This window comes from Streptomyces sp. RKAG337, assembly GCF_023701715.1.
Lineage (GTDB): Bacteria > Actinomycetota > Actinomycetes > Streptomycetales > Streptomycetaceae > Actinacidiphila.
Window position 1 is genome coordinate 4,322,721 of sequence record NZ_JAJOZA010000001.1, and the last position, 25,045, is coordinate 4,347,765.

Below are 25,045 nucleotides of genomic sequence, written 5' to 3' on the forward strand. Positions count from 1 at the left end.
CGATGACTCCGCGTAGGGGTGCCCCGAGCGCTGCGCCTATGGTTGCTCCAGCACCAATCCAGCACCAAGAGCACCCGGTCCACCCTGCCCCTCGAAGGACAGAGATGCCCGCCAAGAAGAAGTCCCGCCGCCTTCGCCTCTTTGTGATCGCGTTCGTGGTCCTGCTGGTGGGGGGCATCGGATACGGGTCGTACTGGAGCGTCAGCACCGTGCGCGCCTCGTTCCCCGAGACCACCGGATCGCTGAAACTCAAAGGCCTGACCTCGCCGGTCGACGTGGAGCGTGACGGCAACGGCATCCCGCAGATCTACGCGGACACCTCCGAGGACCTGTTCCGGGCCCAGGGCTTCGTCCAGGCGCAGGACCGGTTCTACGAGATGGACGTCCGACGCCACCTCACCTCGGGCCGGCTGTCGGAGATGTTCGGCTCGGGGCAGGTCGAGACCGACGCGTTCCTGCGCACTCTCGGCTGGCGCGACATCGCGCAGAAGGAGTACGACACCAAGCTCGACGCGACCACCAAGAAGTACCTGCAGGCCTATTCGGACGGCGTCAACGCCTATCTGAAGGACCACAGCGGTGCGAGCCTGTCCGTCGAGTACGCGGCCCTGTCGTTCTCCAACGACTACAAGCCCGAGCAGTGGACCCCGGTCGACTCCGTCGCCTGGCTCAAGGCCATGGCGTGGGACCTGCGCGGCAACATGCAGGAGGAGATCGACCGGGCGCTGATGACGAGCCGGCTCGACAGCAGCCAGATCGAGCAGCTCTACCCGGGCTACCCGTACCAGCGGCACCAGCCGATCGTCGACGGCGGCAAGCTCGACCCGATCACCAAGAAGTACACGCCGGCCGGCGCCGGGGGCACCCCGATCGCCGCCAGCGCCCTGAACAGCCAGCTCTCCGAGATCATCGACCAGATGCCCAACCTGCTCGGCCCGTCCGGCAACGGCATCGGCTCCAACTCCTGGGTCGTCTCCGGCACGTACACGACCACCGGCAAGCCGATGCTGGCCAACGACCCGCACCTGGCACCGCAGATGCCGTCCCTCTGGTACCAGATGGGGCTGCACTGCCGCAGCGTCGGCACGGCCTGCCCGTTCGACGTGGCCGGCTACACGTTCTCCGGAATGCCCGGTGTCGTCATCGGCCACAACCAGAACATCGCCTGGGGGATGACCAACCTCGGCGCCGATGTGACCGACCTCTACCTGGAGAAGGTCACCGCGGGCAGCTACCTCTACGACGGCAGGCAGGTGCCGTTCGCCACGCACAAGGAGACCATCAAGGTCGCGGGCGGCGGCGACCGCGAGATCGTCGTGCGCAGCACCAACAACGGTCCGGTGATCTCCGACCGCGCCGACGAACTGCTCAGGGTCGGTGAGACCGCACCCGTCCAGGACGCCGCCCCGGACCGCAGCGGCGGTTACGCGGTCGCCCTGCGGTGGACGGCGCTGGACCTCGGCAAGAGCATGGACGCGGTCTTCGAGATCAACAGGGCGCAGGACTTCACCCAGTTCCGCGCCGCGGCGGCCGACTTCGCCGTCCCGTCGCAGAACCTGATCTATGCCGACAAACAGGGCAACATCGGCTACCAGGCGCCCGGCCAGATCCCGGTCCGCACCAAGGGCGACGGCCGCTACCCGGCGCCCGGCTGGGACTCGCGCTACCGCTGGAGCGACTACATCCCGTTCAAGTCCATGCCGTGGGAGTACAACCCCAAGCGCGGCTACATCGTCACCGCCAACCAGGCCGTGATCGACGAGGACAAGTACGGCCCGATGCTGACCAAGGACTGGGGCTACGGCGCCCGCAGCCAGCGCATCAACGACCTCATCGCGTCCAAGATCAAGGACGGCGGCAAGGTCTCCATGGACGACATGCAGTCCATGCAGTCCGACAGCAGCAGCGAGATCGCGAAGCTGCTGGTGCCGTATCTGCTCAAGGTCGACGTCAAGGACTCCTACGTCCGCGACGCCCAGCAGCTGCTGGAGGGCTGGGACTTCAACCAGGACGCCGACTCCGCGGCGGCCGCCTACTTCAACGCCGTCTGGCGCAACACCCTCAAGCTCGCCTTCGGCAACAAGCTGCCCAAGGAGCTGCGCCCCGAGGACCAGTGCCTGCGCGTCCCGGCCGTCGACCAGTCGGGGCCGGTCGACGATCTCAACGGCAAGAGCGAGACCGTCAACGAGTGCGGTGAGCGCGCCGCCGACCAGGCGCAGCCGGACGGCGGCGACCGCTGGTTCGAGGTGGTCCGCAAGATCCTTCCGGACGAGACGAACGCCTGGTGGACGATGTCGCCGACCGCGTTCTTCGACAAGACCTCCGCGCCGTCCGCGCACACCACGCGCGACCAGCTGCTCCGGCAGGCGATGCAGGACGCGCGGTACGAGCTGACCGCCAAGCTCGGCAAGGACATCGACACCTGGAGCTGGGGCCGGCTGCACAAGCTGGAGCTCAAGAACCAGACCCTGGGCACCGGCGGCCCCGCGGTGGTGAGGTGGCTGCTCAACCGCGGCCCGTGGCAGCTCGGCGGCGGCGAGGCGGCCGTCAACGCGACCGGCTGGAACGCGGCCGGCGGCTACGACGTCGTCTGGGTGCCGTCGATGCGCATGATCGTCAACCTCGACGACTTCGACAAGTCCCGCTGGATCAACCTCACCGGCGCCTCGGGGCACGCGTACAACGCGCACTACTCCGACCAGACGGCGCTGTGGGCGAAGGGCGAACTCCTGCCGTGGGTCTTCTCCAGACCCAAGGTGGACGGCGCGACGGACGACAAGATGGCGCTGACGCCGTAACCCCCTTTCAGGGGGTGAAGCGGTGGATCCCCCGGGGGTCACCGCGAGGTGCACGGGGTGGTCGTGCGGTTCCCTCGGGACCCGCGCGACCACCTCGTTCGCGTACAGCAGCACCATCAGGGACGGCCGCTCGCCCGCCCGCTCCAGCCGCGCCAGCACGCGGTCGTACGAGCCACCGCCGCGGCCCAGCCGCAGCCCGCGCCCGTCCACCGCGAGCCCCGGCAGCAGCACCACCCGGGCCCGCGTCACCGCGTCGGGTCCCAGGCGCGGGCCGGTCGGCTCGAACAGCCCCCGGTCCGTGCGCTCCAGCGCCCCCGATCCCTCGTACTCCGCCCAGTCCAGGTCGTTATCGGCCATCAGTACGGGAAGCAGTACGCGGGTGCCGGCGGCGCGCAGCGCGTCGATCAGGTCGCGGGTGCCGGGCTCCGTGCCCATCGACACATAGCCGGCGACGGTGCCCGCCGCCCGGACCTCGGGCAGGTCAGCCACCTGGTCGGCCAGCGAGCGGGCCGCCGTCGTACGCTCCTGCGGCGTCAGTCCGCGCCGCACGCGCAGCAACTCGGTGCGCAGCGCCGCCTTGGTGCCGTGGTCGTCGCTCATACCCCGCACTACCGCCGCCTATCAGCCGTTATCAACCGGATCTTCATCTTCACCTCACGCGCAGCGGTTATGGTGCACGGCATGACTCAAGCACGTACTCGGATCACCAAGGCCGTCATCCCGGCGGCGGGACTCGGCACCCGGTTTCTGCCGGCGACCAAGGCCACGCCCAAGGAGATGCTGCCGGTCGTCGACAAGCCGGCGATCCAGTACGTGGTGGAGGAGGCGCGGGCGGCGAACCTCAGCGATGTGCTGATGATCACAGGGCGGAACAAGCGCGCCCTGGAGGACCACTTCGACCGGAACTACGAGCTCGAAGAGGCGCTGACCCGCAAGGGCGACGAGTCGCGGCTGGCGCGGGTGCGGGAGTCCAGCGACCTGGCGACGATGCACTACGTGCGGCAGGGGGACCCGAAGGGTCTGGGGCACGCGGTGCTGTGCGCGGAGCCGCACGTGGGCGACCAGCCCTTCGCGGTACTGCTGGGCGATGACCTGATCGACCCGCGCGACCCGCTGCTGTCGCGCATGATCGACATCCAGGAGCGGTTCGGCGGCAGCGTCATCGCGCTGATGGAGGTCGACCCGGCCCAGATCCACCTCTACGGCTGCGCGGCGGTCGCGCCCACCGCCGAGGACGACGTGGTGCGGGTGACGGACCTGGTCGAGAAGCCCGCCGCCGGCGAGGCACCGTCCTCGTACGCGATCATCGGCCGGTACGTGCTGGACCCGGCGGTGTTCGACGCGATCAAGAAGACGCCGCCCGGCCGCGGCGGCGAGATCCAGCTCACCGACGCGCTGCGGGAGATGTCCCACCGCGACGACGACGGCGGCCCGGTCCACGGCGTGGTCTTCACCGGCCGCCGCTACGACACCGGCGACCGCGCCGACTATCTGCGCGCCATTGTCAGACTCGCGTGCGAACGTGAAGACCTGGGCCCGGACTTCCGGACCTGGCTCCGCTCGTACGTGACCGAGGAGATGCAAGATTGAGCACCGTGGCTGACCGAATCTGGTCTGTCTCCGAGCACCTCGACAACATCCTCGGGCAGTTGTCCCCGCTGGAATCGATCGAGCTGCAACTCCTCGACGCCCAGGGCTGCGTCCTCGTCGAGGACGTCACCGTCCCCGTCGCACTGCCGCCCTTCGACAACAGCTCGATGGACGGCTACGCGGTCCGCACCGCGGACACGGACGGGGCCACCGACGCGCACCCGGCGGTCCTCACCGTCATCGGCGATGTCGCGGCGGGCAGCGACCACCTGCCGACCGTCGGCCCCGGCCAGGCCGCCCGCATCATGACCGGCGCCCCGCTGCCGCCCGGCGCGGAGGCCGTCGTCCCCGTGGAGTGGACCGACGCCGGCACCGGCGGCGGACCGGCCACCACCATGCGGTCGCACAGCTCCGACCCGGCCGGCTCCGGCGGCGAGGTCCGGGTGCACCGTCCCGTCGAGGCGCGCCAGTACGTCCGGGCCCGCGGCAGCGACGTCGCGGCGGGGGAGCTGGCGCTCGCCGCCGGCACGATCCTCGGCCCGCCGCAGATCGGTCTGCTCGCCGCCATCGGCCGCGGCAGCGTCCGGGTGCGCCCGCGGCCCCGCGTCGTGGTGCTGTCGACCGGCAGCGAGCTCGTACAGCCCGGCGAGGAGCTCAGCCCCGGCCGGATCCATGACTCCAACAGCTTCGCGCTGACCGCCGCCGCGCGGGACGCGGGCGCCATCGCGTACCGGGTGGGCGCCGTCGCCGATGACGTCGAGACACTGCGTGCCACCATCGAGGACCAGCTCATCCGGGCCGACATCATCGTCACCAGTGGTGGGGTGAGCGTCGGCGCGTACGACGTCGTCAAGGAGGCGCTCGCCTCGATCGAGGACGACGAGAGCCGTGTCGACTTCCGCAAGCTCGCCATGCAGCCCGGCAAGCCCCAGGGCTTCGGCCGGATCGGCCCCGACCGCATCCCGCTGCTGGCCCTGCCCGGCAACCCGGTCAGCGCGTATGTCTCCTTCGAGCTCTTCGTACGCCCCGCGATCCGCACGCTGATGGGTGCCGGAGCCGTTCACCGCGAGGTCGTGCGCGCGCTCTGCGACACCGCGATCGAGTCGTCGCCCGAGGGCAAGCGCCAGTTCCTCCGCGGCAAGTACGCGAACGGCACGGTGACCCCCGTCGGCGGCTCCGCGTCCCACCTGGTCAGATCGCTCGCGCACGCCAACGCGCTGATCGTCGTCCCGGAGGACACCACCTCCGTGGACAAGGGCACGGAGGTCGACGTGATCCGGCTGGATTAGACCCGTGCGGTGCCGACCGAAGTCCGGTGCGGTGCTGACCGGGCCCTCCCGATGCAGGCCCTGCGGCCCTTTTGATCCGCCCTCCCGGTACGGTGGCTGCCCAGAGGACCGGACCGGGAGAACGATGAGCAGCGCGCAAGAGCACCTCACCCACATCGACGAGGCCGGTGCGGCCCGGATGGTGGACGTCTCCGGCAAGGACGTCACCGCCCGTACGGCCCGTGCCACCGGCCGGGTACTCGTCGCCCCGCGCGTGATCGAGCTGCTGCGCGGTGAGGGCGTTCCCAAGGGCGACGCCCTCGCCACCGCGCGCATCGCGGGCATCATGGGCGCCAAGCGGACGCCGGACCTGATCCCGCTCTGCCATCCGCTCGCGCTGTCCGGGGTGACGCTCGACCTCGCCGTCACCGACGAGGCCGTGGAGATCGCCGCGATCGTGCGGACCACCGACCGCACCGGGGTCGAGATGGAGGCGCTGACCGCCGTCACCGTCGCGGCCCTGACCGTCATCGACATGGTCAAGGCCGTGGACAAGGCCGCCGTCATCACCGACGTCCGGGTCGAGACGAAGACCGGCGGCAAGTCCGGCGACTGGCAGCGGCCATGAGGGCGCTGGCGGTCACCGCGTCGAACCGCGCCGCCGCGGGCGTCTACGAGGACCGCGGCGGACCGCTGATCGTCGCGGCGCTGCGGGCCCTCGGCTTCGAGACCGACGGCCCGCGGGTGGTCCCGGACGGGGAGCCCGTCGGACAGGCCCTGCGCGACGCCGTGGCGGCCTCCTACGACGTGGTCGTGACCACCGGTGGGACCGGGATCTCGCCCACCGACCGCACGCCCGAGGTCACCCGCGACGTGCTGGACTATGAGATCCCCGGCATCGCCGAGGCGATCCGGGCCGCCGGCCGGGAGAAGGTGCCCACCGCGGTGCTCTCCCGCGGTATCGCGGGCGTCGCCGGCGGCACCCTGGTGGTGAACCTTCCGGGCTCGACCGGTGGCGTCAAGGACGGCCTGGACGTGCTCGCCCCGCTCCTCGTCCACGCCGTCGACCAGATCCGCGGCGGCGACCACCCGCAATCCGGGCCCACCGGCCAGAAAAGAGGGGCGAGCTGAACGCGTCCTGGCCGGCCGAGCTGGTGGACGGTGACATCACCCTCCGCCCGATCCGGATGCGCGACCAGCGCTCCTGGCGCGAGGTCAACCGCCGCAACCGCGACTGGCTGCGGCCCTGGGAGGCCACCGTGCCGCCCGCGCCGCCCGGCCATGTCGTCCAGCGCCCCACGTACCGTCAGATGGTGCGCCACCTGCGCTCGGAGGCGAACGCGGGCCGCATGCTGCCCTTCGTCATCGAGTACCAGGGGCGGCTGGCCGGTCAGTTGACCGTCGCCGGCATCACCTGGGGCTCGATGTGCTCCGCCCATGTCGGCTACTGGGTCGACCAGTCGGTCGCCGGACGCGGTGTCATGCCGACCTCCGTCGCGCTCGCCGTCGACCACTGTTTCCGCCATGTCGGGCTGCACCGCGTCGAGGTGTGCATCCGGCCGGAGAACACCCCCAGCCGACGGGTGGTGGAAAAACTCGGATTTCGCGAAGAGGGTCCGCGCCCGCGCTATCTCCACATCGACGGTGCGTGGCGTGACCACTTGGTGTTCGCGTTGACGGCCGAGGAAGTGCCGGAGGGGCTGCTCAACCGATGGCGCCAGGCCAGGCCGGGAACGCCGCAGAAATAAGATAAACGTTCGAAAATGAACCCAATCACAAAAAAATCTCGGCATATCAGCCAGATCGTGCGACACACCGTGCGGAATTGCGTATGGCGTGTCTCTGCGGCACCTACCGTGTAATCCGTGAGCAGTAGCGGCCTCATCTACGCAGTCATCGTCGGGGCCTGGGCTGCCTACTTGGTGCCGATGTGGCTCCGTAGGCAGGATGAGCTCAACGAAGCGCGTCCGACGGAACGCTTCAGCACCGCCATCCGGCTGTTGTCCGGAAGGGCGGGGATGGAGCGTCGCGTCGCGAAAGCGCGCGATGAGAGCGATCAGCCCGCCGATGCACCGGACTCCGCGCACGACGTGGTGGACGTCCGGGGTCTCGCCGTGCCCGCGACCGAGATCAAACCCGCCCCGGCGGCCGTTCCGGCGCAGCAGTCCGCCCCGGCGCACCACCCCGCCCCGGCGCACCAGAAGGCGCAGCGTCCCGGCCCGGTGCACAACCCCGGGCCAAGGTCCTCGCGCGCCGCCGCCGCACCACCACGCTCCTCTTCCTGGCCTTCACCGTCGGCGCGATCGTCGCCGCCGTGGGCGGCCTCGCGTTCCTGTGGGCGCCGGCGGCGCCCGCCGCGCTGCTGACCCTCTACATCGGCCACCTGCGCCGCCAGGAGCGCCGCCGCTTCGAGGTCAAGATCGACCAGCGCCGGGCCGCCGACGCCGCGGTGCGGCTGCGCGACCGCCCGCGCCCCCAGGCCGCCGACGAGCCGGACCTCGACGACGAGCCCGAGCCCGCCACCTCGCCGCGCACCGCGGACCGGCGGGCCCTGGTCGAGCAGACCGATCACGCGGAGTGGGTGGACCAGCAGCAGCGCGAGCAGCACGCCGTCCCTGACGACGGCTGGGACCCCGTACCGGTTCCGCTGCCCACGTACGTCACGGCGCCGGTCGCGCCCCGCACCCCGGGCGGCATCGACTTCACCGCCCCGGGCAACTGGAGCTCGGCCCGCTCCGGCACCACACCGGGCCACCAGCCGGCCACCCCGGCCCCGGCGCCGGCCCCGGAGCCCGAGCCCCAGCGCGAGCTCCCCCGCCCCACCTCCGGCCGCCGCTCCCGCGACCGTTCCCGCACCCCCCTGTTCGACCAGTACGCCGACCCGGACCGGCCGCGCGCCGCCAACGAGTGAGCGATCGGTGACCAGCGAGGATCTCGTTAACAACCACCCCCGAGAGGGTGCTATCGTTTTCCTCGTTGCAAGGGCCTGTGGCGCAGTCTGGTAGCGCACCTCGTTCGCATCGAGGGGGTCTGGGGTTCAAATCCCCACAGGTCCACCGCAGCTCGAAGCCCCTGGCGGGGAAACCCGCCAGGGGCTTTTTGGTTCCGGGGCGGCTGCCGTCCGCCGGAGCCCGCTCCGGGGGCCGCGGTCAGCTCTTCCGGAGCCGCCACTTCCGCCGCAGCCAGCCCGTGCTCAGGGCGACGACGGTGACCACGAGCAGGACGGCGGAGCCCAGGACCGCGGTCACTCCTCCGACCCATGCCAGCATGACCGCGATGGTTTCCCAGGCCGGTGGATCGTCCTGCATGCGTACCCCCTTGATCCTTGTCCAGGACGCCGGGGGGCGGGCGGCGGTTCCGCTGGCGGGCCGCGCGGCGGGCGTCAGCCGGAGTCGCGGGCCGCTACGACGACACGGGTCAACTGGTGGGTCTCCGGGGCCGTTTCCGGTTCGCGGATGGCGCGGTCGACCAGCCCGACGATGCGGGCGGTGGGGATGGTGTCGAAGTGGACGCTGGTGAGGCGGGGGCGCAGCAGGCGGGCCAGGAGGAGGTCGTCGGCGCCGACGATCGCGAGGTCGCCGGGGATGGTGAGGCCGGCGTCCTGGAAGGCGCGCATCACGAGCATCGCGTACTCGTCGTTGTAGGCGAAGAGGGAGTCGAGGCCGAGCCGGGGCCAGCGGGCGGCGAGTTCGGCCGCCGATTCCTCGGTGCAGTCGAGCGTGAGCGGCTCGACGTGGGTGCCGGTCTCGAGGGTGGCGGCCGCCCGGACGCCGGCGAGGCGGGGAACGCTGAAGAGGTCGAGGCCGGACTCGGTCGGCATGACGACGCCGATCCGGCGGCGGCCGCGCTCCAGCAGATGGGTGCCGGCGCGGGCGCCGAGCATCTCCTGGTCGAGGAGCAGGGCGTGCGCGCCCGCCACCGGCCGCATGCCGAGGGTGAGGACGGCGCGGGTGCCCGAGCGCTTGAGCAGCTCGACGGCGGACGGGGTCAGACCGGTGCCCGGCAGGGCGAGGACGGCGGCCGGGCGCAGTTCCGCCCAGGCGCGCGCGGCCTGCTCGCCGGCGCCCGCGACGGGGCCGTGCCAGACGCTGGTGTAGCCGAGCTGGTGCAGGGCGCCCTGCAGCTCCATCAGGAAGTCGCCGAAGAGCGCGCCGATCCGGGGGATCGGGGTGGCCGGGGTGGTCAGCAGGACGAGGCCGGAGTGCCCGGCCCGCAGGGTGCGGGCGGCGGCGTGCGGCACATAGCCGAGCTCTTCCGCGGCGGCGCGCACCCGGTCCTGGGTCCGTGTGCTGACGCGGCCGGCGGCCTGGGCGTTCAGGACGTACGAGACGGTGGCGCGGGACACGCCGGCGAGGCGCGCGACATCGGTGCTGGTCGGCGTGGCCGGGGGGCTCGTGGGCTCGGGTGACTGTGTCATTCCGCTCGGCATCTTTTCAGAGATCCGGTCTGGCCGAGAGTTCGGGGTGGATGCTACACATATAGTTACACGTGTCATGCGACAGGTGTCACCGCCCGCGCCCGAAGATGGGACCGAACCCTCCGTCGGAGCCCCCCGGCAGCCCGGCAGCACCCCAACAGCAGGAGAGGCATCAACACCATGAAGCTCAACACCCGCGAGTGGGGCACCGGCGACCGGATCGCGCTCCTGGTCCACGGCATCATGTCCGACCACCGCACCTGGCGCCGGGTCGGTCCCGCGCTCGCGGACCGGGGCTACCGCGTCATCGCCGTGGACCTGCGCGGTCACGGCGAGAGCCCGCGCGGCGAGTACAGCCCCGAGCTGTTCGCCGAGGACCTCGTCGAGACGCTGCCGGGCGGCGCGGAGCTGGCGGTCGGGCATTCGCTGGGCGGGCTGGCGCTGTCGCTCGCCGCCGAGCGCCTCGCGCCCGCGCGCGCCATCTACTCCGATCCGGCCTGGGCCTCGGCGGATCCCGTGCAGCAGGTCGACCCGGCGATCTTCGTCCACTTCGCCCGGGCCACCCGGGAGCAGATCGCCGGGCTGAACCCGCGCTGGGAGGAGGCGGACATCGAGGTGGAGCTCGCCACCCTGGCGCTGTGGGACACCGACTCCGCCGCCTTCCTGGGCGGCCGGCCGCTGACCGGCTATCTGCCGCAGAAGCCCGCCGTCCCGTCGCTCGTGCAGCTCGCCGAGAACAGCTTCCTGATCGGCCCGGACGACGCCGGACTGCTCAGCGAGCGCGGCTTCGGGATCCGTACGGTCGTGGGCGCCGGCCACACCATCCACCGCGATGACTTCGACGGGTTCTTCCGTTCGCTGGACGGCTGGATCTGAGCCGTTCGAAGTCCCTCCGGTCTTTGCGCGGCGGGCGGCAAACCGGGCGTATGGGGCGATCCGCCGGCCGTAAAGACGGACAACGTGACCCACACCACCCATCGAAACGTTTCCGTTTCGATGAGTGGTGTTCTACTCTCTAGGAGTCAGCTGTACGAAACCGTTTCGTTTGGATGGAGGCCGAGGATGTCGACGGATGCCCCGGCACGCCGCACCAGGCTCACGCCCGAACGCGAGCAGGAGCTCTACGCCGCGGTGGTCGAGATGCTGCGGGAAGTGGGCTACGAGGCGCTCACCATGGACGCGATCGCCTCGCGCACCCGCTCCAGCAAGGCCACGCTCTACCGTCAGTGGAAGGGCAAGCCCGAGCTGGTGGCGACCGCGCTGCGGCACACCAAGCCGGTGCGGATCGAGGACATCGACACCGGATCGGTGCGGGGCGACCTGCGCGAGCTGGTGCGGTGCCACGACGCGACGGGCGACTCGAAGCGGGACAACGAACTGATGCGGGCGCTCGGACAGGCCGCACATCAGAATCCGGACCTCTTCCAGGCACTGCGGCAACTGCTCATCGAACCGGAAATGGCCGCCTTCGACGGCATGTTGCAACGTGCCGTGGAACGGGGCGAACTGGCGGCCGACGTGCCGGCCAGGAAATTCGTACCGCACATGCTGATCGGCGCCGCGATGGGGCGGCCGCTGATCGAGGGCGTCGATCCCGACCCCGAATTCGCCTTCCGATACATCGACGCGGTGGTACTCCCCGCCCTGCGTCTGACCTGATCCGACCGGCCGGATCAACCGCCTGATCCCACGCCGGAACCACGGAACAAGGCCCCACCTGACACGCCGCTCTCGTCGTCGGGCAGGCACCGTACGCCCTTTTTTCCTCGACCTGACGGGAGCGCCGCGACTCGTGGCCACTTTCCTTTACAAACTCGGCCGGTTCGCCTTCAGGCGACGCCGGTACGTCGCCCTCGCATGGGTGGCTCTGCTGGTACTCGCCGGAGTCGGCGCCGCGTCGGCCTCCACTTCCACGTCGAGCAGTTTCTCGATACCCGGCACGGAGGCCCAGAAGGCCTTCGACCTGATGGAGCAGCGCTTCCCGGACGCCAGCGCCAACGGCGCGTCCGCGCGGGTGGTGTTCACGGCCCCCGGCGGGCAGAAGGTGGACGTCGGCGCGCAGAAGGCCGCCGTCGAGAACGTCGTCAAGGAGCTGAAGACCGGCAAGCAGGTCAGCTCCGTCGCCGACCCCTTCGAGTCGAAGGCCGTCAGCAAGGACGGCGGCACCGCCTACGCGTCCGTGAAGTACAAGCTCACCTCGATGGAGCTGACCGACGCGGACCGCGAGGCGCTCAAGGACGCCGCGCAGCACGGCCGGGACGCCGGGCTCACCGTCGAGATCGGCGGTGACGCGCTGCAGGCGATGCCCGAGACCGGCGCCACCGAGATCATCGGCATCGGTATCTCCGCCGTCGTTCTGCTCGTCACCTTCGGGTCGCTGGTCGCCGCGGGACTGCCGCTGCTGACCGCGCTCATCGGCGTGGGCATCGGCGTCTCGTCGATCACCGCGCTCGCCAACGTCCTGGACCTGGGCAGCTCCACGTCCACCCTCGCGATGATGATCGGCCTCGCGGTCGGCATCGACTACGCGCTCTTCATCGTCTCGCGCTTCCGGCACGAACTCACCGAGGGCCGGGAACCGGAGGACGCGGCCGGACGGGCCGTGGGCACCGCCGGATCCGCGGTGGTCTTCGCGGGCCTCACGGTCCTCATCGCCCTCGCGGGCCTCGCCGTCGTCAACATCCCGATGCTCACCAAGATGGGCCTCGCGGCGGCCGGCACGGTCGCCATCGCGGTCCTCATCGCGCTCACCCTGATCCCGGCGCTGCTCGGCTTCGCCAAGCACCGGGTGCTCGGCCGCAAGGTGCGCAGCGGCCTCAAGGGGATCAAGGACGACGCCGCCGACGGCGGCACGGGTGGGGCCGGTTCCGCCGCCGCGAAGAAGCCCAACATGGGCACCCGCTGGGCGCGGTTCGTGCTGCGCCGCCCGATCTGGGTGCTGGTGGTGGGTGTGCTCGGCCTGGGCGCGATCGCCATCCCGGCGGCCAGCCTGGAGCTCGGTCTGCCGGACGACGGTTCGCAGCCCGTCAGTACCACTCAGCGCAAGGCGTACGACCTGCTGTCGGACGGCTTCGGCCCCGGCTTCAACGGCCCGCTGATGATCGCCGTGGACGCCGCGCACAGCGACGACCCGAAGGCGGCCCTCGACAAGATCTCCAAGACCATCTCCGGGATGGGAGACGTCGAGAAGGTCACCGAGCCCGCGTTCAACAAGGCCGGCGACACCGCGATGCTGACGGTCGTCCCGAAGTCCAAGCCCAGCGGCCTGGAGACCGAGGACCTGGTCCACAACATCCGCGGCCAGGCGGCCGGGCTGAAGTCCGAGACCGGCGCCGTGACGCTGGTCACCGGCACGACGGCCATGAACATCGATGTGTCGCAGAAGCTCAACGACGCGCTGCTGCCGTACCTGGCGCTCGTCGTCGGCCTGGCGTTCCTGCTGCTGATGGTGGTCTTCCGATCGGTGCTGGTGCCGCTGAAGGCGGCCCTGGGCTTCCTGCTCTCGGTGGTCGCGGCCCTCGGCGCCGTCGTCGCGGTCTTCCAGTGGGGCTGGCTCGCGAGCCTGCTCGGTGTCGAGCAGACCGGGCCGATCATGAGCATGATGCCGATCTTCATGATCGGTGTGGTGTTCGGTCTCGCGATGGACTACGAGGTCTTCCTCGTCACCCGGATGCGTGAGGCGTACGTGCACGGCGAGCGGCCGGGACAGGCGATCGTCACCGGCTTCACGCACGGCGCCCGGGTGGTCGCCGCGGCCGCGGTCATCATGATCAGCGTCTTCGCGGGCTTCATCGGCTCGTCGGAATCGATGATCAAGATGATGGGCTTCGGTCTGGCCATCGCTGTCGCGTTCGACGCGTTCGTGGTGCGCATGGCCGTCGTCCCGGCGGTCCTCGCCCTCCTCGGCAAGGCCGCCTGGTGGCTGCCGCGCTGGCTCGACCGGCTGCTGCCCAACGTCGACGTCGAGGGCGAACAGCTCCAGAAGAACCTGGCGGCACAGGCCGCCGGTTCCGCGCCCGAGCGGGCACCGGAGCCGAGCCGCGTCTGACGCGGCACACCAGCTGGGGCCGCCGGTTGGCGGAGAGCTCGACGGCGGCCCCATGACGCGCCTGCCCCGTGGGGACGGGGGGATGGCGCGCAGGACAGGGCCCGGCGAATCGCCGGGCCCTGTGTCGTACCCGCGGAGCCCCGTGTCCCCCGGGCACGGGGCCGGCCGGCGGGCCCTGTGCCGGCCGGCGGGTCAGAACAGCGCCGCCGGTTCGTGGGTGCCGTTCTCGAAGGCGAGGAGGTAGCGCTTGCGGTCGAGGCCGCCTCCGTAGCCGGTCAGGGAGCCGTCGGCGCCGACGACGCGGTGGCAGGGGACGATGATGCCGATGGGATTCTTGCCGTTGGCGAGCCCGACCGCGCGGGAGGCGCCGGCGTTGCCGAGGAGGTCGGCGAGCTGTCCGTAGGAGCGGGTCTCGCCGTACGGGATGTCCTGGAGGGCGGACCAGACGCGCTGCTGGAACGGGGTGCCCAGCAGCGTCAAGGGGACGCCGAAGTCGGTCAGCTCGCCGGCGAAGTAGGCGGTGAGCTGCTCCTCGACGGCGCCGAACGCGGAGTCGTCGCGGTCGCCGAAGGTCTCCTCGGCGGGCAGGTGCCGCTGCTGCGTCATGTACAGGCCGCAGAGCGTTCCGTCGAGGGCGACGAGGGTCAGCGGGCCGCAGGGGGAATCGGTCACGGTGTGGGTGCGGGTGGGCATCACGCGGCTCCGTTCACGGGGAGGGTGTTGATGGCGTGGTCGCCGGTCGCCCACAGGTACTGGACGGCGTAGGCGCGCCACGGCGCCCAGGCGGCGGCATGGCGGGTGAGGGCGGCGGGGGTGGTGGGCAGGCCCAACTCCTTCGCGGCGAAGCGGATTCCGAGGTCGCTCGCCAGGAACGCGTCCGGGTCGCCGAGCGCGCGCATCGCGATCGACTCGACGGTCCACGGGCCGAACCCCGGCAGCGCGGACAGCTGCGCGCGGGCGCGCTGCCAGTCGCTGCCGACGTCGAGGTCGAGTTCGCCGCCGACCAGGGCGGTGACCAGGGTGGTGAGGGTGGTGCGGCGGGTCTGCGGCATGGCGAGCGCCGCCGGGTCGAGGGCGGCCAGCGCCGCCGGATCGGGGAACAGATGGGTCAGCCCGCCCGCCGGATCCTCGACGCGCTCGCCGTACGCCGTCACCAGCCGTCCGGCGTGCGTCCGCGCGGCGGCCGTCGAGATCTGCTGTCCGAGCACGGCGCGCACCGCGAACTCGGGCCCGTCCGCGACCCGCGGCACCCGGCGGCCGGGCGCCTTGGCGACGAGCGGCGCCAGTACCGGGTCCTTGCCCAGCTGCGCGTCGACCGCGACCGGGTCCGCGTCGAGGTCCAGCAGCCACCGGCAGCGGCTGATGGCGTGCGCCAGATCGCGCAGGTCCGTCAGCCGCAGCCGGCACGCGATGTGATCGGGCCGCGGGCGCAGGCTGACGATGCCGGGGCCGTGCGGCAGCCGCAGGGTGCGGCGGTAGGCGCCGTCGCGCCACTCCTCGACGCCCGGCACCGCCGTCGCCGCCAGATGTCCGAAGAGGTTGTCCGGGCACATCGGGGCCCGGAAGGGCAGCCGCAGCGACAGCTCGCCCGGGGTGGCGGCGGGGCGGCCCTTGGCGACACGGGCGCGCAGTTCGGTGGGGGAGAGGGCGAAGACCTCGCGGACGGTGTCGTTGAAGGTGCGGATGCTGGAGAAGCCGGCCGCGAAGGCGGATTCCCCCATCGGCAGCGTCGTCGTCTCGATCAGCAGCCGGGCGGTCTGCGCGCGCTGTGCCCGCGCCAATGCCAGTGGCCCGGCGCCCAGTTCGGCGAGCAGCTGGCGCTCCACCTGCCGGGTGCTGTAGCCCAGCCGGGCGGCGAGCCCGGGGACTCCGTCCCGGTCGACGACGCCGTCCGCGATCAGCCGCATGGCCCGCGCCACCAGGTCCGCCCGCTCGTTCCATTGCGGCGAACCCGGGCTCGCGTCCGGCCGGCAGCGCTTGCAGGCCCGGAAGCCGGCCTGTTGCGCCGCCGCCGCGCTCGGGTAGAAACTCATGTTCCTGACCTTGGGCGGCACCACGGGGCAGCTGGGCCGGCAGTAGATCCTGGTCGTCAGCACCGCGGTGAAGAACCATCCGTCGAACCGGGCGTCCTTGGACTGCACGGCTCGTACGCAACGCTCGAAGTCGGTGTGCATATCTCCAGCATCGCCCCGGGTCACGGCGCCGGTCTAGCGAGAATCCGACATGTAGGTCGTGGGTGGACCGGCCCCCGCACCGCGACGTCCAGGTCGCGGAATTGCCGGACGATGTCACAGGGCGGTGATGGACTGTCCCCATGACTACGTCGAACCTCCGTGACAAGGCCCAGCTCCTCCACTCCCTGCACACCGCCGACAAGCCGCTCGCCCTCGCCAACGCCTGGGACGTCGCCAGCGCGCGGATCATCGAGGAGGCGGGGGCGGCCGCCGTCGCCACCACCAGTTGCGGCGTCGCCTGGAGCCTCGGCTACGCCGACGGCGACCGGCTGCCCCGCGAGCTGGCGCTCGCGCTCATCGGCCGGGTCGCGGGCGGGGTCGGGGTGCCGGTGTCCGCCGACATCGAGGCGGGCTTCGCGGACGACGCGGCCGGTGTCGCCGGGACCGTGCGCGGGGTCCTCGCCGCCGGGGCCGTCGGCATCAACATCGAGGACGCGCTCGTGACCGGGCCCGAGCCGCTGCGCAGCCTCGCGGAGCAGGTGGAACGGATCGCCGCCGCCCGCAAGGCGGCCGACGAGGCGGGCGTCCCGCTGTTCATCAACGCCCGCACCGATGTCTACCTCGGTGCCGTCGGCGCGCCGGAGACGCGGCTGGGTGTGGCGCTCGACCGTGCCGCCGCCTTCATCGAGGCGGGCGCGGACGGGATCTTCGTCCCCGGGGTGACCGATCTCGCGGTCGTCGCCGAACTGGCGAAGGGCATCGCCGCCCCGCTCAACATCCTCACCGGACCGGGCGGTCCGTCCGTCGCCGAACTCGGCGGCGCCGGAGCGGCGCGCGTCAGCATCGGCGGCCGGATGGCCGAGGCCGCGTACGGCATGATGCGGCAGGAGGCCCGTGAGTTCCTGACGGAGGGCACCTGCACCCCGGTCGTGGAGGGGCCCGGATACGGCGAGATGCAGGCGCTGTTCACGTCCTGAGCATGGCCGGACCGGCCCTCGGGCCCGTGGGGAACGGACCGTCAGCGGGTCGCCGTTCCGCACGGGCCGGTGTGGTCGCAGTACGGCGCGTGATGCGTGGCGCCGCAGCCGCACAGGACGGCGCGGGTCTCGGTCCTGGCCGCGCCGTCCGTGTGGATGACGAGGTCGCCGCGGATGGTGATGCCTCCGGAGGAGGAGCGGCTGATCTCGGTCGGGTGGGTCGGCTCCTCGGGGTGCCCGCCGTCGAGCCGGTACTGCAGCGCGCCCGAGGGGCAGCGCCGGACGACCTGGGCGACGAGGTCGGCGGGAGCGCCGTCGGGCCGGATCCACGGGCGCTCGGCGGTGTCGAAGACCTGGGGGAGACCGCGCACGCATTCGGCGGCGTGCAGACAGCGGCCGGCCTCGAAGGTGACCGTGATGCCGTCCCCCGGGTAGGCCTTCGCCCCCTCGGGAATCGGCACTTCGGCGCTTCCCGTCATGAGGTGTAGCCCTCCACGGTGAATTCCGACCGGACGCTGGCCTGGCCCGGGTCCTCGCCGGCCGCGCCCTTGGCGCGGCGCTGGCGCAGCAGGTCCCAGCACTGGTCGAGTTCGCGTTCCAGGGCGCCGAGCCGGGCGTGTTCGGTGACCGCGTCGATACTGCCGTCGGTCAGCTGCTCACGCAGGGCCTTCTCGTCCGCGACCATGGCCTTGATCCTGGAGAGGATCGCCTGTTCTGCCTTGGTGTCGTCGGGCTGGTCCATGGGGTGCCTCCTCAATGCGGCGATGCGGTCGTCCGGACGGTGCGCTGATCGAGCCGGTGCGGTGACCCGGGCGGTGCGGGGCCGCGGTGCCCGCGGCTCCTTCTCCACCTTCGCAGTTCACAGCGCGGTGCGCTCGAGATGCGCCTCCTCCTCGTCCAGGAGGCGGCGGGCGATGCCGTCGATGGCCCGGTCGAGGCGCGCGCGGTCCGCCGGATCCGACACGTCCCAGTCGTCCAGCCGCTCGTCGAGCCAGCGGCGCCACGCCCCGGCGAGCAGGTCGATCTGCGCCCGGCCGGAGTCGGTGATGGCGAGCTGCTCGCCGTCGAAATCGGCGTAGCCGGCCTGGGCGATCCTGGAGAAGGCCGGTTCGAGGACCTCCCCGGGCATCCGGTGGGCCTTGGCGACGGTGCTGAGCCGGGCTCCGCCCTGGAGTTTGCCGCGCCAGTGGATCTGCCCGAGGGCCCAGGCCTGGCCGGGGGTGAGGTGGCTGCCGGAGTCGGCGAGGATCCGCAGCGAGACCGGCTCCTCGGCCTTGGCCCGGCGCATCACGCGGGCGATGGAGCGCTCCAGCTGCCGGTCGGCGTCCGCGGAGTTGGGGGCGGCGAAGGCGTCGCCCATGTCGGAGGCGCCAGCCCTGGCGCTGTCGCGCAGCGGCACCTCCTTGAGGAACCAGGCGACGACGAAGCCGACGAGGGCGACCGGTACGACCCACTGGAAGACGTAGTTCACGGTGTCGGCGTAGGCATCGACGATATGGGTGATCCGGTCGGCGGGCAGCGCGTGCAGGGCGGCCGGGCTCTGTACGGCGGCAGGGCTGACGCCGGGCGACTGTGCGAAGGCCTTCTCGAGGTTGGGGCCGAGCTGGTTGCTGTAGAGCGTGCCGAAGATGGCGGTGCCGAAGGCGCTGCCCAGGGTGCGGAAGAACGTGACGCCCGAGGTCGCGGAGCCCAGCTCGTGGTAGGGCACGGTGTTCTGCACGGCGATGGTGAGCACCTGCATGGCCAGGCCGATACCGAGGCCGAGCACGAGCATGTACAGCGATTCCAGCCAGACGCCGGTGGACGGGCCCATGGTGGACATCAGGTACAGGCCGATCGCCATGACGCCGGTGCCGACGATCGGGAAGATCCGGTACCGGCCGGTGCGGCTGACGACGATGCCGGACAGCATCGAGGTGCCGAGCAGCCCGACGACCATGGGGAGGGTGCGGACGCCCGACATCGTCGCGGAGACCCCGTCCACGTACTGCAGGTACGTCGGCAGGTAGGTCAGCGCGCCGAGCATCGCGAAGCCGACGATGAAGCTGAGCACCGAGCAGATCGTGAAGACCCGGCTGCGGAACAGGTGCATGGGGAGCATCGGTTCCTTGGCGCGCAGTTCCACGAGGACGAACGCGGTGAGTGCCAGGACGGAGCCGACGAACAGGCCGATGATGGTCGCCGAGCCCCAGGCGTACTCGTTCCCGCCCCACTCCAGGGCCAGCACGAGTCCGGAGGCGCCGAGCGCCACCAGCACGATGCCCAGGTAGTCGATGGTGGGGCGGGTGGCGGCCTTGACCGACGGGATCGTCCGCGCGGCCATCACGACCATGACGACGGCGACGGGCACGTTGACGTAGAAGCACCAGCGCCAGGTGGCGTGGTCGGTGAAGAGACCGCCGAGCGTCGGGCCGACGACGGTGGTGACGCCGAAGACCGCGCCGAGCGCGCCCTGGTACTTGCCGCGTTCGCGCAGCGGGATGACGTCGGCGATCAGGGCCATCGCGGTGACCATCAGACCACCGCCGCCGATGCCCTGGATCGCGCGGGCGAGGATCAGCATGCCCATGCCGTTGGCGGCGCCCGCGAGGACGGAACCGCCGACGAAGACGATCGCGCTGACCTGGAAGACGATCTTTCGGCCGAACAGGTCACCGAACTTGCCGACCAGGACGGTGGAGACGGTCTCGGCGAGGAGGTACGCGGTCACCACCCAGGCCATGTGCCCGGCGCCGCCGAGGTCCGCGACGATGGTCGGCAGGGCGGTGGAGACGATGGTCTGGTCGAGGGCCGCCAGCAGCATGCCGAGGACGATCGTCACGAAGACGACGTTGGTCTGGCGGCGGCTGAGCGAGGACGGGCCCGTGGGCGGTCCCGTCGCGGGTCCGGCCTCGGCGAGCGTGGTCATCGGGCCGGTACCTCCTGCGCAGGGGGCGGGTCCCCCTCAGGATTGGACGCGGTGCCGCGTTCCGCCACCGCTGGTACGTCCGCCGGGGCCGCTCCTCACGCGGCGGGGGTGGCCGGCGGGTCCTCCGGAGGGGTGGGGCCGGGACCGGGTGCGGCTCCGGGTGCCGCGTGGTCCTGCAGCCAGCTCTCCAGCTCGGTCCTGACACGCCGGTCCATGGCCAGCGACAGCTCCGCGTCGACCACGTTCTTGGCCAGCGGATGCAGCCGTTCCAGGGCCTCGGCGAGCCGGGTCACCTCGCCCGGCGGCAGGTGGTCGACGGTGGCGGCGTCCACCACATGCTTGCGGATGAGCACCGTGAACAGATCGGCGAGCGCGTCCACCTGGATCCGTACGGCGCGGCCTGTCTCCAGCACGGCGGCGAGCGGGACGCCCTCGCGGACCAGGGCGGCGGACGCGTCGAGCAGCCGGCGGCTGGTGTGGACGACGTTCTCGCCGTCGACGGCGATGTAGCCGATGTCGAGGGCCGTCGTCAGGTTCTCCGGGGTGACGTCCTCGCCGAAGTAGTCGGCGAGGGCCTCGGGGGTGAGCCTGACCGGGGTCTCCTCCGACCAGGGCGTGATCAACGCGCCTTCCAGGCCCAGGAGTTCGGCGACGCCGTCGAGGGTCCGGCCGTTCTCCCACGCACCGATCAGCTCGGCGATGCCACCGAGGGTGTGGCCCCGCTCCAGGAGGGCGGCGATCGTGTGCAGACGGGCGAGATGGGCCTCGTTGTACCAGGCGATACGGCCTTCGCGGCGCGGTGGCGGGATGAGCTTGCGCTCGCGGTAGAAGCGAACGGTGCGCACGGGGATGCCGGCCGCCTCGGCCAGCGCCTCCATCCGGTATTCCTGCCCGGGCTTCCGCTCCTCGGGCTGCTCCCTGGTCTCCTGCACGTCCTCGGCCACCTCGTCAGCCTATGCGTTCCCCGGAGCGTGCCGGGGCCGGTGCGGGGGTGCCGGGCGGGTGCGCACTCCGGCCGGGGGTCCGTTTCGTCTTGGGTGGCCCTGACCCCTACCGCCGGTAACCGCAGTGGTCTACCGTACCAATCGTGCCAGTGATTGCTGGCGTGATTGAGGGCAGGGAGGCGGCGCCATGGCTGAGCACGTGCGGGTGGCGGTGATCGGATCAGGGTTCGGCGGGCTCGGCGCGGCCGTCCGGCTGCGCCGGGAGGGCATCACGGACTTCGTGATCCTCGAACGCGCCGGCTCGGTCGGCGGGACCTGGCGCGACAACAGCTACCCGGGATGCGCCTGCGACGTCCCCTCCCACCTGTACTCGTTCTCCTTCGCGCCGAACGCGGACTGGCCCCGAACCTTCTCCGGACAGCCGCACATCCGCGCCTATCTGGAGCGGGTCACCGACACCTTCGGGCTGCGGCAGCATTTGCGGTTCGACTCCGAGGTGCTGCAGGCGAGCTGGGACGACGAGGCCAAGCACTGGCGGATACGGACCACGCAGGGCGAGCTGACCGCCGATGTCGTCGTCTCCGCCACCGGCCCGCTGTCCGACCCCAAGCTGCCGGACATCCCCGGGCTCGACACGTTCCCCGGCGCGGTCTTCCACTCCTCGCGCTGGGACCACGACTTCGACATCAAGGACAAGCGCGTCGCGATGGTCGGCACCGGCGCCTCCGCGATCCAGATCGTGCCGTCCATCCAGCCGCAGGTGAAGTCGCTGACCGTGCTGCAACGCACTCCGCCGTGGGTGATGCCGCGGATGGACCGCGGCATCAACAAGGCCGAGCGGTGGCTGCACGGCACGGTGCCCGGCACCGCGAAGGCGCGGCGCGGACTGCTCTGGCTGATCAGGGAGTTCCAGGTCGGCGCGTTCGTCAAGCGCCCGCAGCTGATGAAGGCGACCGAGCAGATCGCGAAGAACCACATGCGGCGCGCGATCAAGGACCCGGCGATGCGGGCGAAGCTGACGCCGGACTACACCATCGGCTGCAAGCGCATCCTGCTCTCCAACGACTACTATCCGGCGCTCGCCCAGCCCAACACCGAGGTGGTCACCTCGGCGCTCAAGGAGGTGCGCGGCTCGACGATCGTCACGTCGGACGGCACCGAGCGCGAGGTCGACGCGATCGTCTTCGGCACCGGCTTCCATGTGACGGACATGCCGATCGGCGACCGGATCACCGGCGTCGGCGGCCGTTCGCTGGCCGAGCACTGGAAGGGCGGGATGGCCGCGCTGCGCGGCAGCACGATCGACGGCTTCCCGAACCTGCTGCTGATCGTCGGCCCCAACACCGGTCTCGGGAACAGCTCGATGATCCTGATGATCGAGTCGTCCATCAACTACGTCGCCGACTACCTGCGCACCCTGGAGCGGACCGGGGCGGCCGCGCTGGACGCCAAGCCCGCGGCGGTCAGGGCGTGGAACGCCGAGATGCAGCGGCGCACCGCGCGGACGGTGTGGAACACCGGCGGCTGCAAGAGCTGGTACCTGGACTCCGAGGGCCGCAACACGACGGCCTGGCCCGGCACGACGGCCGAGTTCCGGCGGGCCACCCGCGAACTGAAACCGGCGGAGTACGACCTGGTGCCGGCGCCCGTGCGCACGGCGGAGCCGGTGGAGCCCGTGGAGGTGCCCGCGTCATGAGCAGGATCACCGCAAAGGGCGCAGCGGCGGCGGACAACCCGTTCACCCTCCCCACCCCCCGCCGGGAGCTCGTCGTGAACTCGGCGGACGGCACCCGGATCCACGTCGAGGAGCACGGGCCGGCCGGCCGGCCGACCGTCGTCCTGATCCACGGCTGGACCTGTTCCACGCTCTTCTGGGCGCCGCTGATCCGGGACCTGACGGCCGACTTCCGGGTGATCGCCTACGACCAGCGCGGACACGGCCGCAGTGGCACCCCGCACCGCACCGGCTACAGCACGCGGGTACTGGCCGACGATCTGTCGGCGGTGCTGCAGGCCGTCGTTCCCGAGGGGGAACGGGCGGTGCTGGTCGGCCACTCGATGGGCGGGATGACGCTGATGGCCGCCTCCGGCCGCGCCGCCGTACGCTCCCGCACGGCCGCCACGCTGCTGGCCAGCACCGGCAGCGGACGGCTGCTCGCCGAGACCCAGGTGCTGCCGCAGCGGTTCCGCTCCCAGAAGGTCCGTGACCGCTTCCACCGGCTGCTGCTCAGCTCGCGCGCCCCGCTCGGGCCGGTCAGCGGGATGTCGCGCGCCGCGCTCAAGTACGGCGTGATGGCGGCGGGTTCGACCCCGGAACAGGTCGCCGCGACCGCGCGTATCGTGCATGCCTGCGGGACCCGGCCGCGCTCCGCGTGGGGACGGGTGCTGGCGGGACTCGACCTGGACGCGGCGCTCCGCGGGATCACCGCGCCGACCGCCGTCCTGGTCGGCACGGCGGACAAGCTGACCCCGCCGGTGCACGCGCGCGGCATGGCCGCCGCGCTGCCCGTCTGCGTGGGTCTGACCGAACTCGAAGGCCTCGGCCATATGACACCCATCGAAGGCACGGCCGCGGTCGCGGGCGTCGTCCGCGGTCTGGTCAGGGACCACCTGCCGGTCCAGGAGAACCTTTCCGTGAAGGAGCAGACGGTATGAGCCAGTCGTTGAACGGACAGGTCGTGGTGGTCACGGGCGCCGCCCGCGGGGTGGGCGAGATGCTCGCGCGCAAACTCGCGCGGCGCGGCGCCAAGCTGGCGCTGGTCGGCCTGGAGCCGGACCAGCTCAAGCTGGTGGCGGAGGGGCTCGGTGGCGGCGCGGCGCACTGGGTCGCCGATGTCACCGACCTCGCGGCGATGGAGCGGGCCGCCGCCGAGATCCTGGAGCACTTCGGGCGGATCGACGTCGTGGTCGCCAACGCGGGTGTGGCGACCGGGGGTCCGTTCCTGGACTCCGACCCCGTCGCGTTCGAGCGGGTCATCAACGTCAACCTGCTGGGCAGCGTCACCACCGCCCGCGCCTTCCTGCCCGCGCTCCTCACCTCGCGCGGCTATCTGCTGCAGATCGCCTCACTGGCGGCGATCACCCCGGCCCCGATGATGACCGCGTACTGCGCGAGCAAGGCGGGCGTCGAGGCGTTCGCGCACAGCCTGCGCGCCGAGGTCGGCCACAAGGGCGTCAAGGTCGGCGTCGGGTATCTGAGCTGGACCGACACCGACATGGTGCGCGGCGCCGACGAGGACGAGCTCATGCGCCACATGCGCGCCAAGCTGCCCTGGCCGGCGAACCGCACGTACCCGCTGGAGCCGGCCGTCGAGCGGATCGCCGCCGGGATCGAGCGGCGCTCGCCGCATGTGTACGCGCAGTGGTGGCTGCGCGGCATGCAGTCGGTGCGCGGCTATCTGCCGTCGGTCATCGGCGGTGCGCTCGGGCAGCGGGAGATGCGCCGGGCCGAGCCGCGGTTCGCCGCCACGGCGGGCACCCGGCGGGGGCTCGTCGGACGGGGCGGAGAGGCGGACGAGGCAGCGCAGTCGTCACGCTCCGTAGGGTGACAAAAGGGCAGCTGACCTGCGGTTTTTCTCCCGACATGCGAGCTATGTCCGCCCGTGTCAGTCTGGTCGAGGCCCCAACCCGACAAACTCCAGGAGGAGTGATCATGGGCGGTTTCGACCAGTTCAAGGACAAGGCCGGCAACCTCTCGAACAAGGCCAAGGAGGCCATGGGCGAGAAGCGGGACAAGTCTGCGGAGATGGAAGACGAGAACCGCGACAAGGCTGCCGACATGCGCGACCAGGGCAAGGACAAGGCCCAGGACGCGGCCGAGGACGCCCAGGACAACTGGAGCTAGTCCGCCTGCGCGGCGCGAACGGTGAAGGGGCGCACCCGTCGAGGGTGCGCCCCTTCCTGCTGCGCCGACCCCTTTCG

General features: G+C 71.5%; 22 protein-coding genes, 1 tRNA gene and 2 pseudogenes. 16 read left to right on the forward strand and 9 right to left on the reverse strand.

Features of this window, described 5'->3' with window-relative positions; all coding sequences use genetic code 11:
- The first annotated feature begins 104 nt into the window (after positions 1-104).
- Positions 105-2,798, forward strand: coding sequence for a penicillin acylase family protein (locus LNW73_RS19305; protein ID WP_250990761.1), 2,694 nt, complete (start codon positions 105-107; stop codon positions 2,796-2,798).
- A gap of 27 nt (positions 2,799-2,825) precedes the next feature.
- On the opposite strand, the pseudogene LNW73_RS19310 reads toward LNW73_RS19305, so the two are convergent.
- Positions 2,826-3,398 (reverse strand): annotated as a pseudogene (locus LNW73_RS19310) (5-formyltetrahydrofolate cyclo-ligase); the annotation flags it as partial.
- Positions 3,399-3,479: 81 nt separating this feature from the next.
- Between LNW73_RS19310 and galU the strand changes: the two are divergent.
- The 7 genes and pseudogenes from galU to LNW73_RS19345 all read left to right on the forward strand — a co-directional run bounded on the left by galU (position 3,480) and on the right by LNW73_RS19345 (position 8,712).
- Positions 3,480-4,388, forward strand: a complete 909-nt coding sequence (gene galU, locus LNW73_RS19315) for a UTP--glucose-1-phosphate uridylyltransferase GalU (protein ID WP_250976289.1) — start codon at positions 3,480-3,482, stop codon at positions 4,386-4,388.
- Between the two features lie 5 nt (positions 4,389-4,393).
- A complete protein-coding gene (gene glp, locus LNW73_RS19320; protein WP_250990762.1) occupies positions 4,394-5,677 on the forward strand; it encodes a molybdotransferase-like divisome protein Glp in 1,284 nt (427 codons plus the stop codon).
- 124 nt (positions 5,678-5,801) lie between these two features.
- Positions 5,802-6,284: a cyclic pyranopterin monophosphate synthase MoaC gene (gene moaC / locus LNW73_RS19325; protein WP_250990763.1), complete on the forward strand. Its 483-nt coding sequence runs from the start codon at positions 5,802-5,804 to the stop codon at positions 6,282-6,284.
- Positions 6,281-6,787: a MogA/MoaB family molybdenum cofactor biosynthesis protein gene (locus LNW73_RS19330; protein ID WP_250976287.1), complete on the forward strand. Its 507-nt coding sequence runs from the start codon at positions 6,281-6,283 to the stop codon at positions 6,785-6,787. Before moaC ends, LNW73_RS19330 begins: the two co-directional genes overlap by 4 nt.
- Entirely contained in the window at positions 6,784-7,404 is a 621-nt protein-coding gene (locus LNW73_RS19335; RefSeq protein ID WP_250980197.1) for a GNAT family N-acetyltransferase, read from the forward strand. Before LNW73_RS19330 ends, LNW73_RS19335 begins: the two co-directional genes overlap by 4 nt.
- Before the next feature lie 413 nt (positions 7,405-7,817).
- Positions 7,818-8,567 (forward strand): annotated as a pseudogene (gene sepX, locus LNW73_RS19340) (divisome protein SepX/GlpR); the annotation flags it as partial.
- Between the two features lie 71 nt (positions 8,568-8,638).
- Positions 8,639-8,712: transfer RNA gene (locus tag LNW73_RS19345), tRNA-Ala, on the forward strand.
- Between the two features lie 93 nt (positions 8,713-8,805).
- Here the strand turns inward: LNW73_RS19345 and LNW73_RS19350 are convergent.
- A complete protein-coding gene (locus LNW73_RS19350) occupies positions 8,806-8,964 on the reverse strand; it encodes a hypothetical protein (protein ID WP_250990764.1) in 159 nt (52 codons plus the stop codon).
- Between the two features lie 74 nt (positions 8,965-9,038).
- Entirely contained in the window at positions 9,039-10,073 is a 1,035-nt protein-coding gene (locus tag LNW73_RS19355; protein ID WP_250976284.1) for a LacI family DNA-binding transcriptional regulator, read from the reverse strand.
- Between the two features lie 180 nt (positions 10,074-10,253).
- On the opposite strand from LNW73_RS19355, the gene LNW73_RS19360 reads away from it, so the two are divergent.
- From LNW73_RS19360 to LNW73_RS19370, 3 genes are all read left to right on the forward strand, one after another.
- Positions 10,254-10,949, forward strand: coding sequence for an alpha/beta fold hydrolase (locus tag LNW73_RS19360; protein ID WP_250990765.1), 696 nt, complete (start codon positions 10,254-10,256; stop codon positions 10,947-10,949).
- 186 nt (positions 10,950-11,135) lie between these two features.
- Positions 11,136-11,732 (forward strand): TetR/AcrR family transcriptional regulator, encoded by a 597-nt coding sequence (locus LNW73_RS19365; RefSeq protein ID WP_250976282.1) that lies wholly within the window; start codon positions 11,136-11,138, stop codon positions 11,730-11,732.
- Positions 11,733-11,865: 133 nt separating this feature from the next.
- Positions 11,866-14,121: an MMPL family transporter gene (locus LNW73_RS19370; RefSeq protein WP_250990766.1), complete on the forward strand. Its 2,256-nt coding sequence runs from the start codon at positions 11,866-11,868 to the stop codon at positions 14,119-14,121.
- A 192-nt stretch (positions 14,122-14,313) separates the two neighbouring features.
- Here LNW73_RS19370 and LNW73_RS19375 read toward each other — a convergent pair whose 3' ends face one another.
- The gene (locus tag LNW73_RS19375; protein ID WP_250976280.1) at positions 14,314-14,814 is read right to left on the reverse strand and encodes a methylated-DNA--[protein]-cysteine S-methyltransferase; all 501 of its coding nucleotides are present in this window, start codon (positions 14,812-14,814) and stop codon (positions 14,314-14,316) included.
- A complete protein-coding gene (locus tag LNW73_RS19380; protein WP_250990767.1) occupies positions 14,814-16,295 on the reverse strand; it encodes a DNA-3-methyladenine glycosylase 2 family protein in 1,482 nt (493 codons plus the stop codon). Before LNW73_RS19380 ends, LNW73_RS19375 begins: the two co-directional genes overlap by 1 nt.
- Before the next feature lie 140 nt (positions 16,296-16,435).
- On the opposite strand from LNW73_RS19380, the gene LNW73_RS19385 reads away from it, so the two are divergent.
- Positions 16,436-17,272, forward strand: a complete 837-nt coding sequence (locus LNW73_RS19385; RefSeq protein WP_250990768.1) for an isocitrate lyase/PEP mutase family protein — start codon at positions 16,436-16,438, stop codon at positions 17,270-17,272.
- Between the two features lie 41 nt (positions 17,273-17,313).
- Here LNW73_RS19385 and LNW73_RS19390 read toward each other — a convergent pair whose 3' ends face one another.
- The 4 genes from LNW73_RS19390 to LNW73_RS19405 all read right to left on the reverse strand — a co-directional run bounded on the left by LNW73_RS19390 (position 17,314) and on the right by LNW73_RS19405 (position 21,058).
- Positions 17,314-17,751 (reverse strand): (4Fe-4S)-binding protein, encoded by a 438-nt coding sequence (locus LNW73_RS19390; protein ID WP_250976277.1) that lies wholly within the window; start codon positions 17,749-17,751, stop codon positions 17,314-17,316.
- Positions 17,748-18,014: a DUF2630 family protein gene (locus LNW73_RS19395; protein WP_250976276.1), complete on the reverse strand. Its 267-nt coding sequence runs from the start codon at positions 18,012-18,014 to the stop codon at positions 17,748-17,750. The genes LNW73_RS19390 and LNW73_RS19395 overlap by 4 nt, the downstream gene beginning before the upstream one ends.
- A gap of 117 nt (positions 18,015-18,131) precedes the next feature.
- The gene (locus LNW73_RS19400) at positions 18,132-20,180 is read right to left on the reverse strand and encodes an MDR family MFS transporter (protein ID WP_285391354.1); all 2,049 of its coding nucleotides are present in this window, start codon (positions 20,178-20,180) and stop codon (positions 18,132-18,134) included.
- A 95-nt stretch (positions 20,181-20,275) separates the two neighbouring features.
- Positions 20,276-21,058, reverse strand: a complete 783-nt coding sequence (locus LNW73_RS19405; protein ID WP_250992971.1) for a MerR family transcriptional regulator — start codon at positions 21,056-21,058, stop codon at positions 20,276-20,278.
- Between the two features lie 253 nt (positions 21,059-21,311).
- On the opposite strand from LNW73_RS19405, the gene LNW73_RS19410 reads away from it, so the two are divergent.
- The 4 genes from LNW73_RS19410 (at position 21,312) to LNW73_RS19425 (ending at position 24,968) form a co-directional block, all read left to right on the forward strand.
- On the forward strand, positions 21,312-22,820 hold the full coding sequence (locus LNW73_RS19410) for a flavin-containing monooxygenase (protein WP_250990769.1): 1,509 nt from the start codon (positions 21,312-21,314) through the stop codon (positions 22,818-22,820).
- Positions 22,817-23,779 carry an alpha/beta fold hydrolase gene (locus LNW73_RS19415; RefSeq protein WP_250990770.1) on the forward strand — a complete coding sequence of 321 codons (963 nt, stop codon included), beginning with the start codon at positions 22,817-22,819 and terminating at the stop codon, positions 23,777-23,779. The genes LNW73_RS19410 and LNW73_RS19415 overlap by 4 nt, the downstream gene beginning before the upstream one ends.
- A complete protein-coding gene (locus tag LNW73_RS19420) occupies positions 23,776-24,672 on the forward strand; it encodes an SDR family oxidoreductase (protein WP_250990771.1) in 897 nt (298 codons plus the stop codon). Before LNW73_RS19415 ends, LNW73_RS19420 begins: the two co-directional genes overlap by 4 nt.
- 104 nt (positions 24,673-24,776) lie before the next feature.
- Entirely contained in the window at positions 24,777-24,968 is a 192-nt protein-coding gene (locus LNW73_RS19425) for a hypothetical protein (RefSeq protein WP_250976272.1), read from the forward strand.
- Positions 24,969-25,045 lie beyond the last annotated feature (77 nt).